Below are 14,548 nucleotides of genomic sequence, written 5' to 3'. Positions count from 1 at the left end.
TCTGCTCCCCGCCTCGATGCGTGCCGTTCCACTGATCGTCCGTCGACGCGTGGGCGTTAGCGTTCACCGTCTCAGCTCGTCTGCGTGTTCCGCAGATGCCGTCCGATGTAGCCGACGTAGATCGTCCCGGATCCGGCGACGTCGTCGTGGAAGTACAGCCGCGGGCTGACCATCCCGAGCGCGCCGAGCTTGAAGTGCGCGGTCATCACCACCGACTCGCTGTCGTCGACGCACGACGGCACCGGGAACACCCGCTCCGCACCCCAGGCCTGCCGCGTCGTCGGCGACTCGCCGCTGGCGTACCTCTTGGGCGGGACACCGTGGTATCCGGCCGGGGTGTTGCACAGGTAGTGCTTGAGATTGCCGTCGACGACACCGCCCGTCCGTGCCCGGACGTAGTCGGACAGCGTCAGCAGAACCATCCAGGTCGCGCGGGCGACACGGCCCAGTGGGTCCTGGTCGTCGAGGGCACGAACCTGCTTCTGGTCGCCGGTGAACTCCACGCCGGGGAGCCGCTCCGGTTCGCTCAACCAGTCCGCGAGCTCGGCGAAGTCGGCCGGAGCGGCCGAGACCTCGTCGGCCGGAATCGAGGCGGCGGCCGCCGCATGATCCTCGTGCCGGTGCAGTTGCGTGCGGAGCCACCTGTTCTCGTCGGCCGATCTCGCCAGACCGTCCTCCGCCTCGGCCAGTGCGAGCTCGTACTCCTCGCCGAGCTCCTGGTGATACTCCACGCGTTCCTGCAGCTCCTCGAGCCGTCTGCGCCGTGCCTCCATCTCCCGGGTCAGCCGGTCCACGGACGCCGTGGTGGCACGCGCATGCGACAGTGATCGGGCCACACCGTCGAGCGCCTGGGGCGTCAGCTCGGGGATCCCGAGTGACTCCTTCACCAGCTCGATCTGGGCGAGATAGACGTCGGCGGCGGCGCTGAGGTCCGACGGTGCCGAAGCCTGCTCCCGCCTCGCCGCCATGTCCGGCCCCGGACCAGCCGAGAGGCCGTCGAGCAGGAGACGGTCCTCGATCCTGCGCAGCTCATGATCGAGACGAGTGAACCGGCGGGGCGCGGGGCGATCCATCGCATGCCGACGGGCGGCGCGACCGAGTGTGATCCGCACCGACCGGTCCGGGTCCTCGGCCAGCCGGCGGGTCCCGAGGATGCGATGCCGGCGGGCGTCGGATTCGACGGCCGGGTCGACCTCGGGCCGATAGGTACGGATGGTGAACGGCGACGTGGCGTAGTGCTCACCCATGATCGCCACAAAGGCGGCCGTCGCAGCCGGGTCGAGCACCGCCACGGACGCGAGCCCGGTCGTCTCCGAGGTCCAGTCACCGACCTGCTCGCGCCACGGCCCCAGCGGCAGCCGGTCGTCGCTCCCGGCCACGAAGAAGAGCCCCTGCCGATCCGGGCTGCTCAGCTCCTCGGCGAACTCCTCGACCTCATCCACCGTCACGAGGCGAGGGGCCACGGATAGCCGGGCCGCGCCGTCGCGGACGTCGAACGCCCGCATGAGGTGGCGAACCAGGCGTGGGACCGCGACGAACCGGTTGGCGTCGTTCGCCACCTCCAGCCCGATCCACGGCCGTCCGGTACCGGAACCGTGAACTGTCACGGTCGTGGTCCACACACCGGTGGAGTTCTCCTCCCGCAGCCGTGCCCGGAAGTCCCGGCCGTCGCGGTGGTCCCGGTGCAGTACGAGCAGCTCGCGTCCGTGGTCGGAGTCGACGACGTAGCCGGACTCCTCGATCGGCGGGTTCCAGCTCTTCTCGTCCAGCCAGATCGCCAGCTGCCGCTCGACCTCGCCGATGGGATCGGGGGCGTCGACGACGTCGAGAAACGACAGGTAGGTGTTCGCGGCGGAGGCCGGGGGCGGCTCCACCCGATTCTCGGCGATCGTCACCCGGCCCACCTCGGTCTGCTGCGCGCCCGTCCGATACTTCCACCGTGCACATCGCGAGGTCGGTGACGCAAGACCGTCACCCGGTGGTACGCCGCGGGCCCGGCGACCGGTACTCACGGTCGCGACGGCCGTCGCGGACGTGCAGCGAGGTCGCAGGCCGTCGCGCGCGGCATGGCGCGCGACACGGTCGGTCGTTCCCGCTCGAACGTCGCGCGCGGTTCCTCTAGCTTGATCGCCGCTTCCCACACCGCACCCACGGGCCCGTGTGCCCACGAGCGAAGGAGTCACCATGTCCCTCAGGAAGAGCACGCTCATCGCGCTGCCCCTCGCCGCCGCCACCGCAGCTCTGCTGGCGACGGCGGGCTGCGGCAGCGACGCCGCCGGCGCCCCGCAGGACGCCGCCCGGTCGGCGGCGGCCGCGGCGCCGGCGGCCGCCCCGTCGTCGGACGCCAAGAAGGTCGTCACCGAGTTCTACGAGCAGGGCTTCGTGAAGAAGGACTTCAAGAACGCGGTCGACAAGTACGTCGCCGACGACTACATCCAGCACAACCCGCAGGTCACCGACGGGAAGAAGGCGTTCCTGGACGGTCTGGGCGAGACGATCGCCTCACCGGACCTGAAGATCCGGATCGGGCGTGTGATCAGCGAGGGCGACCTGGTCGTCGTGCACGCCGAGTGGACCCAGAAGGCGGACTCGACAGCGGTCGCGGACATCTTCCGTGTCGCGAACGGCAAGATCGTCGAGCACTGGGACGTCCAGCAGGAGATCCCGAAGAAGACCGCGAGCGGGCGCCCGATGGTCTGACGGGACCCGGAAGGGTCCTACGGGCGCCGCGGGCCGCGCACGCGGCGCCCTCACCCGCGTCCTCCGGGCGGGCGCCCCGACATCGTCGTCGGGGACCCACCGGGCGCGGGTGGTGCGGCTCAGCGCCAGCCGAGCTTCTTGGTGCAGGCCGGCCAGGCCTTCCAGCCCTGCTGGTCCTGGACCTTCTTGGCGACCTCGATCTGCTCGGACTTCGAGGCCTGCTCGGGGCTCGGCGCGTACTTCTTGCCGCCGAACTCCTTCCAGGTCTGCGGGGTGAACTGCAGGCCACCCTTGAAGCCGTTGCCGGTGTCCGCCTGCCAGTTCCCGGTGCTCTCGCAGTGCGCGAGCTTCTCCCAGGTCTTGGCGCTCTCGACCGTCGGCGCGGAGCCCGACTCCGCGGCGAACGCGGTGGTGCTGATGCCGAGCGGCGCAGCGGCCATGGCGGTCAGCGCGCCCACGCGAGCGACGCGACGACCGGTCTGGGTGGGCTTGCGGTGCCGTCCTGCCATTTTCGTTTCTCCGTGCAGTCTCGGGGGAACTGTGCCGCCCGGACACATTGGGGAGGCGGGGAGCCGGTCCGGACAGGACACACCGTAATCATGACGTGACGGGGCCCGGCAACCACCGGTTGCGCTCGTCGTGGGGTTCCGCGGCGAATGGTCGGTTCCCCGCGATGATCGACGGGCGGCGTTCGCGGCGTCGGGGCGGGACGCCCACCGCTCAGTTCGGGCAGCTCGTCGTGGCCACCGGGCGGGCCCCGACCGGCTCGGCGACCCGGCGGCCGCGCACCACCGCGACGATTCCCAGCACCGCGACGACACCGCCGTAGGCGAGCGCCGTCGGCCGCAGCCCGACCGCGGTCGCGGCCACTCCGGCGATCATGGCCGGGACGGAGAACGCCAGGTAGGCCAGCGTGTAGGTGGCGGCGAACAGCTCGCCGCGCTCGTGCGGGGCGGCCAGCGCGGACAGCGTCCCGAAGCTCGCGTAGGCCGCCGCGCCGAAGCCGAGCCCGGCGACGAGCGTGCCGGCCGTCGCGACGAGCAGCAGCCCGGCGACCGTGCCGGCGAGCGTCACCAGCGTCCCGGCCGCGAGCAGCGCGCCGGCCGGGGCGACGACCCGCGCGGGCGTCCGGCCGCGCAGCGCGAACGCGGCGAGCGCGCCGGTGCCGCACAGCGCGGTCACGACCAGCCCGCCGACGAGGTGCGAGCGCACCCCGAACAGCCCGGCGACGACCGACGGTCCGAGCGAGAGGTAGAGCCCGCCGAGTGCCCAGCTCGCGGCCAGGATCGGCACGATCGCGGCGAACCCGCCGCGCAGCCGGGCCGGGACGACCGCGCGCGGCCGCAGCGACGCCCACACCCCGGGCGTGCGTTCGATGGTGTCGGGCAACGCCGTCAGCGCGAGCGCGGCGACGACGAGCCCGGCGACGAGCAGCAGCCACACCAGCCGGGTCGGCTCGGGTGCGTACTCGACGAGGACCCCGCAGGCGAGCGCGCCGGCGCCGAGCCCGGCCAGCGGCGCGATGCCGTTCACCAGCCCGGCCCGCTGCGGCCGCTCCGCCAGGTCGACGACGGTCGCGGGCAGCGCCGCGGTCGCCGTCCCGGTCGCGACGCCCTGCACGACCCGGGCCGCGAGCAGCCACCCGACGCCGTCGGCCCCGAGGAACAGCAGCAGCGAGACGATCTCCAGCGCGATCGCGCCGAGCAGCACCGGGCGTCGTCCGAGGTGGTCGGACAGCTTGCCGACGGTCAGCAGCGCGGCGATCAGCGCGAGCACGTACACCGCGAAGATCGCGGTCAGGGTGAACGCCGAGAACGCGAACTCCTGCTGGTAGACCACGTAGAGCGGGGACGGCGCCGACGACGCGGCCAGGAACCAGACGAACGTCGCGGCGACGGCCACGAACGCGACCGGGCGGGGCAGGCGGGGCACGGAGCGCTCCTCGGGGGCGGGTACGGCGATACCGGGCTGCGGTACTGAGCACTGACAACCACCGGCCGGCCCGGGGCATTCCACGCACCCTCCCCGCGGGGTCAGGCGAGGGCCGCCCGCAGCGCCGCACCGGCCTCGTCGAGCGCGGCGCGGGCTTCGTCGACGACACCGCCGAGCTGCAGGAACCCGTGGATCATTCCCGGCGACGGCCGGTGCTCGGCCTTCACACCGGCCGCGGCGAGGCGCTCGGCGTAGGCCGCGCCCTGGTCGCGCAGCGGGTCGTTCTCGGCGGTGATCACCAGCGTCGGCGGCAGCCCGGACAGGTCCGCGGTGAGTGCCGGGGACATCCGGGGGTCGCGGACGTCGTCGGGCGAGGACAGGTAGTGCCCCATGAACCACTCGATCCAGGCGCGGGACAGCAGCGGGCCCGCCCCGTGCTCGGTCATCGACGGCGAGGCGTCGGCCGCGTCGACAGCCGGGTAGACCAGCAGCTGGAAGCGCAGCGCGGGGCCGCCGTGGTCGCGGGCGTGCTGGGCGACGACCGCGGCGAGGTTCCCGCCCGCGGAGTCCCCGCCGACGGCGAGCCGGCCCGGGTCCCCGCCGTACTCGGCGGCGTGCGCGTGCACCCACGCCAGCGCGGCGACGGCGTCGTCGACCGCCGCGGGGAACCGGTGCTCCGGCGCGAGCCGGTAGTCGACCGCCACGACGACCACGCCGGCCCGGTTCGCCAGCACCCGGCACACGGCGTCGTGGGTGTCGAGATCGCCGATCGTCCAGCCACCGCCGTGGTAGTACACGAGCACGCCGGACGGGCCGCTCCCCTCCGGCACGTAGACCCGCAGCGGGATGTCGCCGCCGGGTCCGGGTGCGGCGGCGTCGTGCACCGCCGCGACCGGCTCGGGCGCGCCGGCCAGGCGGGCGACGGTGCGGGCGACCTCGCGGTTCTGCTCGACGGTCAGGGTCTCGGGGGCGGGTGCGCCCTGCTCGGCCAGCGCGGCGAGCAGGCTCTCGACCTGGGGGTCCAGCGGCACGGGTACGGCTCCTTCGGCGTGACACGGTGCTCGGAACACGGCGCTCGGACCGTCCGTTTCCGGACGATCACTCCCCATCCTGCGCCGCGGCGCAGGATCTCCGCACGCCGCCCGTGACGAACCAGTGGCATTCTCGACGCCGTGCTGGTGGCCACGACGTCGCGTGCGGGACTGGTGAGCGTGCGCTACGAGGTGCGCCGCGACGGCCGGGCGGTCACCGGCTGGACCGCCCGGCACCGGCAGGCGCACCGCGACCTGCTCATCGAGGGCAGTCCGTACGCGCTGCGCTCCGAGGGCATCGCCCGGTTCCGGCTGGAGGGCGACGTGCGCGCCCGCTGCCTGCGCAGCGTCGACGGCCCGCCCGGGCAGCGGTTCTGGAACGTCGAGACCGGCGACCTGCGGTACCGGCTGACCGGCACCGGGATCGGCCGCCGGTTCGGCCTGCTGGGTGCCGCGGACGCCGCCAACGAGGCCGGACGGGTGTGGCGGACCGGGACGCTGCGCCCGTCCTACGCCGCGCAGCTGCCGGACGCGCTGGTCACGCCGGTGCAGGTGTTCGTGCTGTGGGTCGCGATGGCGATCTGGCGGGCGAGCGTGGCGGCTGCGGCGACCGGCGTTCCGCCGCGTACTCCCTGAACACCCCCACGGCCGCGGCCCGCACCCCTGCGCGGGGGGGGGGGCCGCGGGACCGCTCAGGACAGGTGGTGGCTCTCCTGCAGCGCGTAGACCGGGGTGTCGAGCCCCTCCTGGCGCGCCTTGAGCTGCAGCGCCAGGTACAGCGAGTAGAAGCGGCTCTGGTGCAGATTGCCGCCCTGGAACCACAGGTTCTGCTGCTGGGTCGGCTTCCACATGTTGCGCTCCTCGCCCTCCCAGGGACCGGGGTCCTTGGTGGTGTCCGAGCCCAGTCCCCACACCTTGCCGACCTTGTCCGCGACGTCCTGCCCGACGATGTCGGCGGCGAGCCCGTTCATCGACCGGTACCCGGTCGCGAAGACGACCAGGTCGGCCTCGAGCTCGGTGCCGTCGTCGAGCTGCACGCCCTTCTCGGTGAACGACGCGACCTGGCCCTTGACCAGCTTCACCTCGCCGTCGGCGACGAGCTCGGCCGCGCCGACGTCGATGTAGTAGCCCGAGCCGCGGCGCAGGTACTTCATGAACAGGCCCGAGTCGTCGTCGCCGAAGTCCAGCTCGAAACCGGCCTTCTCCAGCTTGGCGTAGTAGTCGGCGTCGACCTCGCGGGCCTTGTCGTAGGCCGGCTTCTGGAACTGCGCCATGATCCGGTACGGCAGCGACGCGAAGATCATGTCCGCGGTGTAGGTGTCGATGCCGCTGCGCACCGCGCGCTCGGAGTACAGGTCGCCGAGGCCGTACTCCATCAGCGTGCTCGACTTGATGATGTGGGTCGAGGAGCGCTGGACCATCGTGACGTCCGCGCCCACCTCCCAGAGCGAGCCGCAGATGTCGAAGGCCGAGTTGTTGGACCCGATGACGACGACCTTCTTGCCGGCGTAGGCGTCCGGACCGGGGTGCTGGGAGGAGTGCTGCACCTCGCCCTGGAACTGCTCCCGGCCGGGGAACTCGGGGATGTTCGGCTTGCCCGACACCCCGAGCGCGACGACGAGCTGGCGCGGCCGGAGGGTGATCTCCTCGGTGCCGTCGGCGCTCGCACGTTCCACGACGACGTCCCAGCGGCCGGAGGACTCGTCGAACTCCGCGGACTTCGCGGTGGTGGAGCCCCAGTAGTTCAGCTCCATGATCCGCGTGTAGAACTCCAGCCAGTCGCCGATCTTGTCCTTCGGCGCGAACACCGGCCAGTTGTCCGGGAACTTCAGGTACGGCAGGTGGTCGTACCAGACCGGGTCGTGCAGGGCGAGGCTCTTGTAGCGCTTGCGCCAGGAGTCCCCCGGGCGCTCGTTGCGCTCGACGATGATCGTCGGGACGCCGAGCTGGCGCAGCCGCGCGCCCAGCGCGATCCCGCCCTGACCACCGCCGATGACGACGACCTCGGGGTCGCGGGTGCGGCCCAGCTCGGCCAGCTCCTGCTCACGGGACTCCAGCCACGTCGTCCGGTCCGGGTTGGCGCCGTGCTCGGCGCCCATCGGACGGTTCTCCCGCATCGGCTCCTCGTAGCCCTTGAGCTCGTCGAGGGTGGTGAGCAGGGTCCACGCCTTGGGGGTGCCGGCGTCGTCGACGAGGCGCAGGTGCCCGGTCCCCCGGCCCACCGCGGTCTCGAAGGTGAACCAGGCCTCGGTGACGCCGTCGGCCTGCGTGGGCTCGGCGGAGAGCTCCCAGTGGCCGGGGTCGGTGACGTCGAGGGTGTTCTCCAGCAGGTCCCGGACCCCGTCGTGGTGCTCGACGGTCTTGAGGTTCCAGGTGAACGACACCAGGTCGCGCCAGTAGCACTCGTCGGCGAACAGCGAGACGGCCCGGTCGACGTCGCGGGCGGACAGGGCGTCGGCGAAGGCGTTGAGCCAGCCCTCCGCGGTCGTGCGGGCCGCGGACTTCTCCTGCGTGGTGGTCACGAGCACCTCCTGCGAGCGGTTCGCCACGACCACGCGGGCGCTCGCCGGCCCTGCCGCGGTCGTCGGGGCAACGTGGAGCAGTCAACACCACCGGCGTGATCCGCGACACGGGTTGCGCCGAGGTTGCAACGAGCGCCCCGACCGGCTGGTCAGGGCAGCCGGAGGGTCAGGGCAGCCGGGAGGGTCAGTGCACCCGGTGGCGTTCGGCGTCGGGGTCCGAGCGGGTCAGCGCGACCACCCCGGCCAGGGCCGCGACGACGCCGATCAGCGCGCCGATGTCCCAGCCGGGCCGGATGCCGTCGCCGAGCAGGGCGATGCCGACCGCGCCGGGCACCACGACCTCGGTCACCGACAGCACGGCCGTCGCGACGCCGGTGGCGCCGTTCTGCAGCGACTTCGCGAACCCGAGCGCACCCAGCACCCCCATCGCGACGACGGCGTAGGCGAGTGGGTCCAGCGCCAGGTCGAGGATATGGAACGACCCGTCCGCGCCCGGGTGGATCGCCCGGACGGCCAGCGAGGTGCCGCCGAACCCGAGCCCGGCGAGCACCGCCAGCGGCACCGTCCGATTCGTCCGCCAGACGAACGGCGCCGCGACGAGCAACACCGCGAACGACACCAGCAGCGCCGGCGTGGCGACCGGCGGCAGCGCCGAGGGCCGTTCGGGCTCCGCGCTCGACGCCACCAGGATCAGCCCGCCGAGCACCGCGATCACCCCGAACCGCTGCCGGTGGTTGAGGTTCCAGGGGCTCCACTCGTTGTCCGCCAGCGTCGTCAGCGCGATCGCGCCGGCCAGGATCGACTGGACCGCGAAGACCGGCAGGAACCGCAGGGCGACGACCGTGAGCCCCCAGGCGACGATGTCGGCGAGCAGCCCGGCGAGGAACCACGGCTGCAGCCAGACCGGACGGCCGTACTTCGCCAGCCGGCTGCCCCGAGCCTCCCAGAGCGCGGCGACGGTGTTGCCCACCATCGCCACGAGCGCGGCGAGCAGGGCGAGAACGGTCGTCATCGGTTCCCATCCTGCCCGGTACCGGTGGGTACCGGCCGGGACACGCCGCTCGCCGGAGGGCACGATTCATGCGAACATGTGTTCGTGCGTGGGCTGGCGACGATCCTGCATGCCGACCTCGACTCGTTCTACGCGTCGGTCGAGCAGCGCGACGACGCCCTGCTGCGCGGCCGCCCGGTGATCGTCGGCGGTGGTGTGGTGCTCGCGGCGAGCTACGAGGCCAAGGCGTTCGGCGTCCGGACGGCGATGAACGGCCGGCAGGCGCGCGCGTTGTGCCCGGCCGCGGTCGTCGTGCCACCGCGGATGGCCGCATACTCCGAGGCGAGCCGGGCGGTGTTCACGATCTTCCGCGACACCACGCCCGAGGTGGAGGGGCTCTCGATCGACGAGGCGTTCCTCGAGGTCGGCGGCCTGGCACGGATCGCGGGCACGCCCCGGGAGATCGCGGCGCGGCTGCGGGCACGGGTGGCCCGGGAGGCGGGCCTGGCGATCACGGTCGGGGTGGCGCGGACGAAGTTCCTCGCCAAGGTGGCGAGCGGGGCGGCGAAGCCGGACGGGCTGCTGGTCGTCGAGCCGGACGGCGAGCTGGAGTTCCTGCACCCGCTGCCGGTGGAGCGGCTGTGGGGCGTGGGCGCGGTGACCGCGGCGACGCTGCACAAGGTCGGGGTGCGGACGGTCGCCGACGTCGCCGCGCTCGGTGAACCCGCGCTGGTGTCCTATCTGGGCCCGGCCGCGGGGCGGCACCTGCACGCGCTCGCGCACGGCCGCGACCCCCGCCCCGTCGACACCGGCCGCCGACGACGGTCCATCGGCTCCCAGCGCGCACTCGGCCGACGACCGCGGTCGGAGGAGGAGCTCGACGCGATCCTCGCCGGGACCGTCGACCGGCTCGCGCGACGACTGCGGGCGCCTCGCGGGAGCGACGTGGACGCAGCGGACCGTCCCGAGCCCGGCGACGGCTGGGCGCCTCCGGGTCGATCGGGTGCCGTCGGGGGCCGGGTCTGCCGGACGCTCGTGCTCCGCCTGCGGTTCGCCGACTACACCCGCGCGACCCGGTCGCACACGATGCCGGTCGCGACGTCGCACACGCCGACACTCCTCGCCGCGGCCCGGGTCCTGTTCGCCGCGGCGCTCCCGGAGATCCGGCTGCGCGGACTGACGCTGCTCGGGCTGTCGCTGACCAACCTCGACCGCGACGACGCCCTGCAGCTCGAGCTGCCTCTCGACGCACAGTCCGGGCCGGCTCTGGACACCGCCCTCGACGCCGTCCGGCAGCGGTTCGGTGCTGCCTCGGTGTCGCGGGCGACGCAGCTCGGCCGGGACCAGGGCCTGCAGGTACCGCTGCTGCCGGAGCACGAGTGAACGTGGTTTTCCGTGAACGAGCCCGTTCGGCAGGAGTGGTCGCTAATCTCCCCGGGATGGCGATCACCCCGGAACAGCAGCGCTCCATCGACGAGGACCTGCTGACACAGGTCAACGTGGACACGGTTCTCAAGGCTGCCGTGATCTACCAGAAGCATGCGGATGACATCGACTTCGCAATCGCCAAAGCCAATTCCGAACTAACCCTGACCCCACTCGGCGGCGACCCGATCTCGGCGGACGCCGTGCTGATGTTCCAGCCGAAGATCGGAGCGATCCTCGACGTCCATCGCGCGCACGCCGAGGAACTGCGGGCAGCCGTCCTCGCACTCGAAGGTGCCGCAAGGAGGTACGGCTACACCGAGGAACAGATCGCACGCGCCCTGCGGCCGGATACGCTCGCGCCGTGAAGGTGACCGCGCTCGTCGGCCCGGTGTTGACGCTCCTCGCGATGACGGCCGTTGCGTGCGGACTGCCACCGTCCACGTCGGCCGCGAATGGTCCGTTTCCTGCTCGCCCCTACTCTCTCGACACAGCCCGGATCGACCCCTGCACCGGGCTGACATCTCAGCAACGACGAGCGCTGTCCGTGCAGACCGCCCGGCACGACGAAGGGCCATTCGGCCCGCGATGCATCTGGCTCGACGGGAAGGGACGATCCTTCACGCTCTCGGTGTTCGACGGAGGGGCGACAGCCGCGCTCGAAAGGGGCAGGAACCCGCTCCTCACGACGGCCGCCGGGTTCGGAGCCGTCCGCTTCACCCCTCCCGAGGCGCAGGGCAAGAACGGGGTCAACTGCCAGTTCGTCATCGACGTGGCCGACGCGTCCGCCCTCGCCGTCGGCCTCGACGTCAACAACCTGATGGCCCGACCTGTCACCACCGAACAGGCCTGCACCGAGGTCGAGGCCCGCGCCCGCGACATACTCGAGACACTGCACGCCCAGCAGTCGTAGACGTTCCCGGACTGCCCGCCCGAGGAGCACACCAGAGCTGTTCGATCATGCGCCCACAGCTCTCATGCACCCCTCGGCCACCGATCGGGCGCGGGGCCGGGGACACCACCCGACGATGTTTCACCTGCTGAGGCATTTCGCAGGGGTGACACCTCTGTCCCACTCACCCGGAGCCGACACCCGAGCCGAGCACTGCTCCACCCGAGCCGGCGCCGAGCAACAGCGCACCGAGATCGTCAACTCATAGTTGACGCGACAGGTTCGTCAACTTACGGTTGACGGCATGACCCCACCGCTGCCCGTCACCAACGCCGTCCGGCTCGACGACCTCATCCAGGCCATCGTCTCCGTGCACGACGAGCCGCTCGACCAGCTCTCCGACGCCGTCCTCGCCGGCGACCACCTCGGCGACGTCGCGGACCATCTGATCGGCCACTTCGTCGACCGGGCCCGCCGCTCGGGTGCCTCGTGGACCGACATCGGGCGCAGCATGGGCGTCTCGAAGCAGGCCGCGCAGAAGCGGTTCGTCCCCAAGACCTCCGACGGCTCGATCGACATGTCCGAGGGCTTCAACCGGTTCACCCCGCGGGCGCGCAACGTCGTCGTCGGCGCGCAGAACGCGGCCCGCGAGGCCGCCAACGACACCATCACGCCATCGCACCTGACGCTCGGCCTGCTCACCGACCCGCAGTCGCTGGCGATGCTGCTGCTCACCGCGCAGGACGTCACCGCCGACGCGATCCGCGAGGCCGCCACCGCGACGCTGCCCGCGGCGACCGACCCGCTTCCCGCCCTCATCCCCTTCGACGGCGACGCCCGCAAGGTCCTGGAGCTGACGTTCCGCCAGGCGCTGCGCCTGGGGCACAACTACGTCGGCACCGAGCACGTCCTGCTGGCGTTGCTGGAGCACGAGGACGGCGACGGCGTCCTGACCGGCCTCGGCGTCGACGCCGCGCGGATCGAGTCCGAGCTGGTCACCGCGCTCGCGAAGGTCACCGGCAGCGCCTGATCCCGCCTACCCGGACAAGCCCACGCGGCCCCGCAGCGACACCGGGCCACCGTCGGACCCGGCCTCGACCTCCACCGACGCCCCGGACGCGGTCCCGCCCGCCCACACGTCCGGACCGGCGAACGCGGGCGCGACCAGCCGGTACTCGTAGCGGCCGACCCGGGTGCCCGGGAGGTGCCGTCGCGGGATCTCCAGCCCGAGCAGCGCCAGCAACGGCCCGTGCACCACCAGGCCCGGGTAGCCCTCGACGCCGGTGGCGTAGGGCTGGTCGTAGTGGATGCGGTGCGCGTTCGCGGTCAGCGCCGACATCCGGAACAGCAACGGCGACGAGGTCGGCAGCGTCAGCTCCCACTCGTGCGCCGGGCGCGGCTCGGGCTGCGGCGCGGCGATCCCGCGGGCGCTCCCGGCCGGCTGCGACCGGTAGACCACGTCCTGCTCCTCGACGGCGAGCGTGCGCCCGCCCGCCGCGAACTCCGACCGCGTCGTCACGAACGCCATCTCCCCGCTGCGTCCGGTCCGCACCCGGACGTCGTGCAGCGCGGTCGTGCGCGTGACGCGTTCCCCGACCCGCCACGGCGCGCGCCACTCCAGCCGGCCGCCCGCGATCATCCGGCGGCGGTCGGGCACCGGTGGCAGGAACCGGCCGTGCGCAGGATGCCCGTCCTCGCCCAGCGCCGACATCGGCGGAACGTCGAGGAAGGCGAACCAGTGCCACAGCGGCGGCAGCGGGTCCCCGTCGGCGGCGACCGGGTCGAGGTCGAACATCGCCGACACCGCGGCGACGACCGCACCCGAGACCACGTCGTCGCCGGTCAGCGGGGCGGGGTCCCAGTCCCGCAGCGCCGCGGACAACGCCGACAGTGCGGTCACGGTGACGCGTCCAGCCAGGCCAGCACGGCCTCGGTGTGCTCCCCGACGGCGGGCACCGACCCGGCCGGCTCCGCCCAGCCCGACGTCACCGGCGGGATCGGCATCCGCACCGGGCCGCCGGGCGTCGGGGTGTCCCGCCAGCGGTCGCGCGCGGCGAGCTGCGGGTGCGCGGCGAACCCGGCCATGTCGCGCTGCCGGGCGTTGGCGATCCCGGCGTCGTCGAGGCGGCGCCGGGCCTCGTCGACGTCGAACCCGGCGAACACCGCGTCGACGACCGTGGCGAGCTCGTCGCGGTGGGCGTGCCGCTGCGCGTTCCCGGCGAACCGTGGGTCGGTCGCCAGCTCCGGGCGCTGCAGCACATCGGTGCAGAAGCGCTCCCACTCCCGCTCGTTCTGCACCGCCACGTTCAGCACGTCCCCGGACGCGGTGGTCACCGGCCCGTACGGCGCGATCGTCGCGTGCGCGGCGCCGGAGCGGACCGGGTCGGTGCCGCCGTAGGTGCCGTAGAGGTAGGGGAAGCCCATCCACTCCCCCAGCGCCTCCAGCATCGACACCTCGATCGCCTCGCCGCGCCCGGTCCGCGCCCGCTGCAGCAGCGCCGCGAGGATCCCGGAGTAGGCGTACATCCCGGCCGCGATGTCGGCGACGGCGATCCCGGCCTTCGCCGGCTCCTCCGGAGACCCGGTGACCGAGACGAACCCGGCCTCGTTCTGGATCAGCAGGTCGTAGGCCTTGCGGTCGGAGTACGGGCCGCCGCGGCCGTAGCCGGAGATGTCGCAGGCCACCAGCTGCGGGTGCCGCTCGACCAGCGACCCGGCGTCGACCCCGAGCCGGGACGCCGCGGCCGGCGCCAGGTTCTGCACGACGACGTCGGCGCGGCCGATCAGCTTCTCCAGTGCGTCCCGCCCGCCCGCGTCCTTCAGGTCGAGGGTGACCGACTCCTTGCCGCGGTTGAGCCAGACGAAGTGGCTGGACTGCCCGAGCGCCGTGGCGTCGTAGCCGCGGGCGAAGTCGCCCTGCCCAGGCCGCTCCACCTTGATCACCCGGGCGCCGAGATCGGCGAGCTGGCGGGTCGCGAACGGTGCAGCCACCGCCTGCTCGACGGCGACGACGACCGTCCCGTCCAGCGGCCCGGGCGCAGCGGTCACGACCGGC

Annotated in this window: 14 protein-coding genes; 6 read left to right on the top strand and 8 right to left on the bottom strand. The window is 72.9% G+C overall.

Annotated elements, in window-relative coordinates; genetic code table 11:
- Nucleotides 1-71: 71 nt before the first annotated feature.
- Nucleotides 72-1,895, bottom strand: a complete 1,824-nt coding sequence (locus tag ACLE50_RS14005; RefSeq protein WP_410943959.1) for a hypothetical protein — start codon at nt 1,893-1,895, stop codon at nt 72-74.
- A gap of 289 nt (nt 1,896-2,184) precedes the next feature.
- On the opposite strand from ACLE50_RS14005, the gene ACLE50_RS14000 reads away from it, so the two are divergent.
- Entirely contained in the window at nt 2,185-2,700 is a 516-nt protein-coding gene (locus ACLE50_RS14000; RefSeq protein ID WP_410943958.1) for a nuclear transport factor 2 family protein, read from the top strand.
- A gap of 119 nt (nt 2,701-2,819) precedes the next feature.
- Here ACLE50_RS14000 and ACLE50_RS13995 read toward each other — a convergent pair whose 3' ends face one another.
- The 3 genes from ACLE50_RS13995 to ACLE50_RS13985 form a co-directional block, all read right to left on the bottom strand.
- Entirely contained in the window at nt 2,820-3,158 is a 339-nt protein-coding gene (locus tag ACLE50_RS13995; RefSeq protein WP_410943957.1) for a transglycosylase family protein, read from the bottom strand.
- Between the two features lie 262 nt (nt 3,159-3,420).
- Nucleotides 3,421-4,632: an MFS transporter gene (locus ACLE50_RS13990; RefSeq protein ID WP_410943956.1), complete on the bottom strand. Its 1,212-nt coding sequence runs from the start codon at nt 4,630-4,632 to the stop codon at nt 3,421-3,423.
- 101 nt (nt 4,633-4,733) lie between these two features.
- A complete protein-coding gene (locus ACLE50_RS13985) occupies nt 4,734-5,663 on the bottom strand; it encodes an alpha/beta hydrolase (protein ID WP_410943955.1) in 930 nt (309 codons plus the stop codon).
- 141 nt (nt 5,664-5,804) lie between these two features.
- On the opposite strand from ACLE50_RS13985, the gene ACLE50_RS13980 reads away from it, so the two are divergent.
- Entirely contained in the window at nt 5,805-6,299 is a 495-nt protein-coding gene (locus ACLE50_RS13980) for a hypothetical protein (protein ID WP_410943954.1), read from the top strand.
- 56 nt (nt 6,300-6,355) lie between these two features.
- Here ACLE50_RS13980 and ACLE50_RS13975 read toward each other — a convergent pair whose 3' ends face one another.
- Complete coding sequence (locus ACLE50_RS13975; RefSeq protein WP_410943953.1) at nt 6,356-8,185, bottom strand: NAD(P)-binding domain-containing protein; 1,830 nt, start codon at nt 8,183-8,185, stop codon at nt 6,356-6,358.
- A gap of 184 nt (nt 8,186-8,369) precedes the next feature.
- Complete coding sequence (locus ACLE50_RS13970; RefSeq protein WP_410943952.1) at nt 8,370-9,197, bottom strand: hypothetical protein; 828 nt, start codon at nt 9,195-9,197, stop codon at nt 8,370-8,372.
- A gap of 78 nt (nt 9,198-9,275) precedes the next feature.
- Between ACLE50_RS13970 and dinB the strand changes: the two genes are divergently transcribed.
- The 4 genes from dinB to ACLE50_RS13950 all read left to right on the top strand — a co-directional run bounded on the left by dinB (nt 9,276) and on the right by ACLE50_RS13950 (nt 12,523).
- Nucleotides 9,276-10,559, top strand: a complete 1,284-nt coding sequence (gene dinB / locus ACLE50_RS13965) for a DNA polymerase IV (RefSeq protein ID WP_410943951.1) — start codon at nt 9,276-9,278, stop codon at nt 10,557-10,559.
- Between the two features lie 56 nt (nt 10,560-10,615).
- Nucleotides 10,616-10,969 (top strand): PE domain-containing protein, encoded by a 354-nt coding sequence (locus ACLE50_RS13960; RefSeq protein WP_410943950.1) that lies wholly within the window; start codon nt 10,616-10,618, stop codon nt 10,967-10,969.
- The gene (locus tag ACLE50_RS13955) at nt 10,966-11,514 is read left to right on the top strand and encodes a DUF3558 family protein (protein ID WP_410943949.1); all 549 of its coding nucleotides are present in this window, start codon (nt 10,966-10,968) and stop codon (nt 11,512-11,514) included. The genes ACLE50_RS13960 and ACLE50_RS13955 overlap by 4 nt, the downstream gene beginning before the upstream one ends.
- A gap of 283 nt (nt 11,515-11,797) precedes the next feature.
- The gene (locus ACLE50_RS13950) at nt 11,798-12,523 is read left to right on the top strand and encodes a Clp protease N-terminal domain-containing protein (protein ID WP_410943948.1); all 726 of its coding nucleotides are present in this window, start codon (nt 11,798-11,800) and stop codon (nt 12,521-12,523) included.
- A 6-nt stretch (nt 12,524-12,529) separates the two neighbouring features.
- On the opposite strand, the gene ACLE50_RS13945 is transcribed toward ACLE50_RS13950, so the two are convergent.
- Entirely contained in the window at nt 12,530-13,393 is an 864-nt protein-coding gene (locus ACLE50_RS13945; RefSeq protein ID WP_410943947.1) for an HTD2 family dehydratase, read from the bottom strand.
- Nucleotides 13,390-14,541: a CaiB/BaiF CoA transferase family protein gene (locus tag ACLE50_RS13940; RefSeq protein WP_410943946.1), complete on the bottom strand. Its 1,152-nt coding sequence runs from the start codon at nt 14,539-14,541 to the stop codon at nt 13,390-13,392. The genes ACLE50_RS13945 and ACLE50_RS13940 overlap by 4 nt, the downstream gene beginning before the upstream one ends.
- Nucleotides 14,542-14,548 lie beyond the last annotated feature (7 nt).

It is taken from the genome of Pseudonocardia phyllosphaerae (assembly GCF_046546475.1).
In the GTDB taxonomy this organism is placed as follows: domain Bacteria; phylum Actinomycetota; class Actinomycetes; order Mycobacteriales; family Pseudonocardiaceae; genus Pseudonocardia; species Pseudonocardia phyllosphaerae.
This window is presented reverse-complemented; position numbering and strand designations above follow the sequence as displayed.

Excerpts from the sequence above, each read along its gene's own strand:
- ACLE50_RS14000 (WP_410943958.1), top strand. The coding sequence starts at position 2,185 with ATGTCCCTCAGGAAGAGCACGCTCATCGCGCTGCCCCTCGCCGCCGCC.
- ACLE50_RS13960 (WP_410943950.1), top strand. The coding sequence starts at position 10,616 with ATGGCGATCACCCCGGAACAGCAGCGCTCCATCGACGAGGACCTGCTG.
- ACLE50_RS13970 (WP_410943952.1), bottom strand. The coding sequence starts at position 9,197 with ATGACGACCGTTCTCGCCCTGCTCGCCGCGCTCGTGGCGATGGTGGGC.
- ACLE50_RS13950 (WP_410943948.1), top strand. The coding sequence starts at position 11,798 with ATGACCCCACCGCTGCCCGTCACCAACGCCGTCCGGCTCGACGACCTC.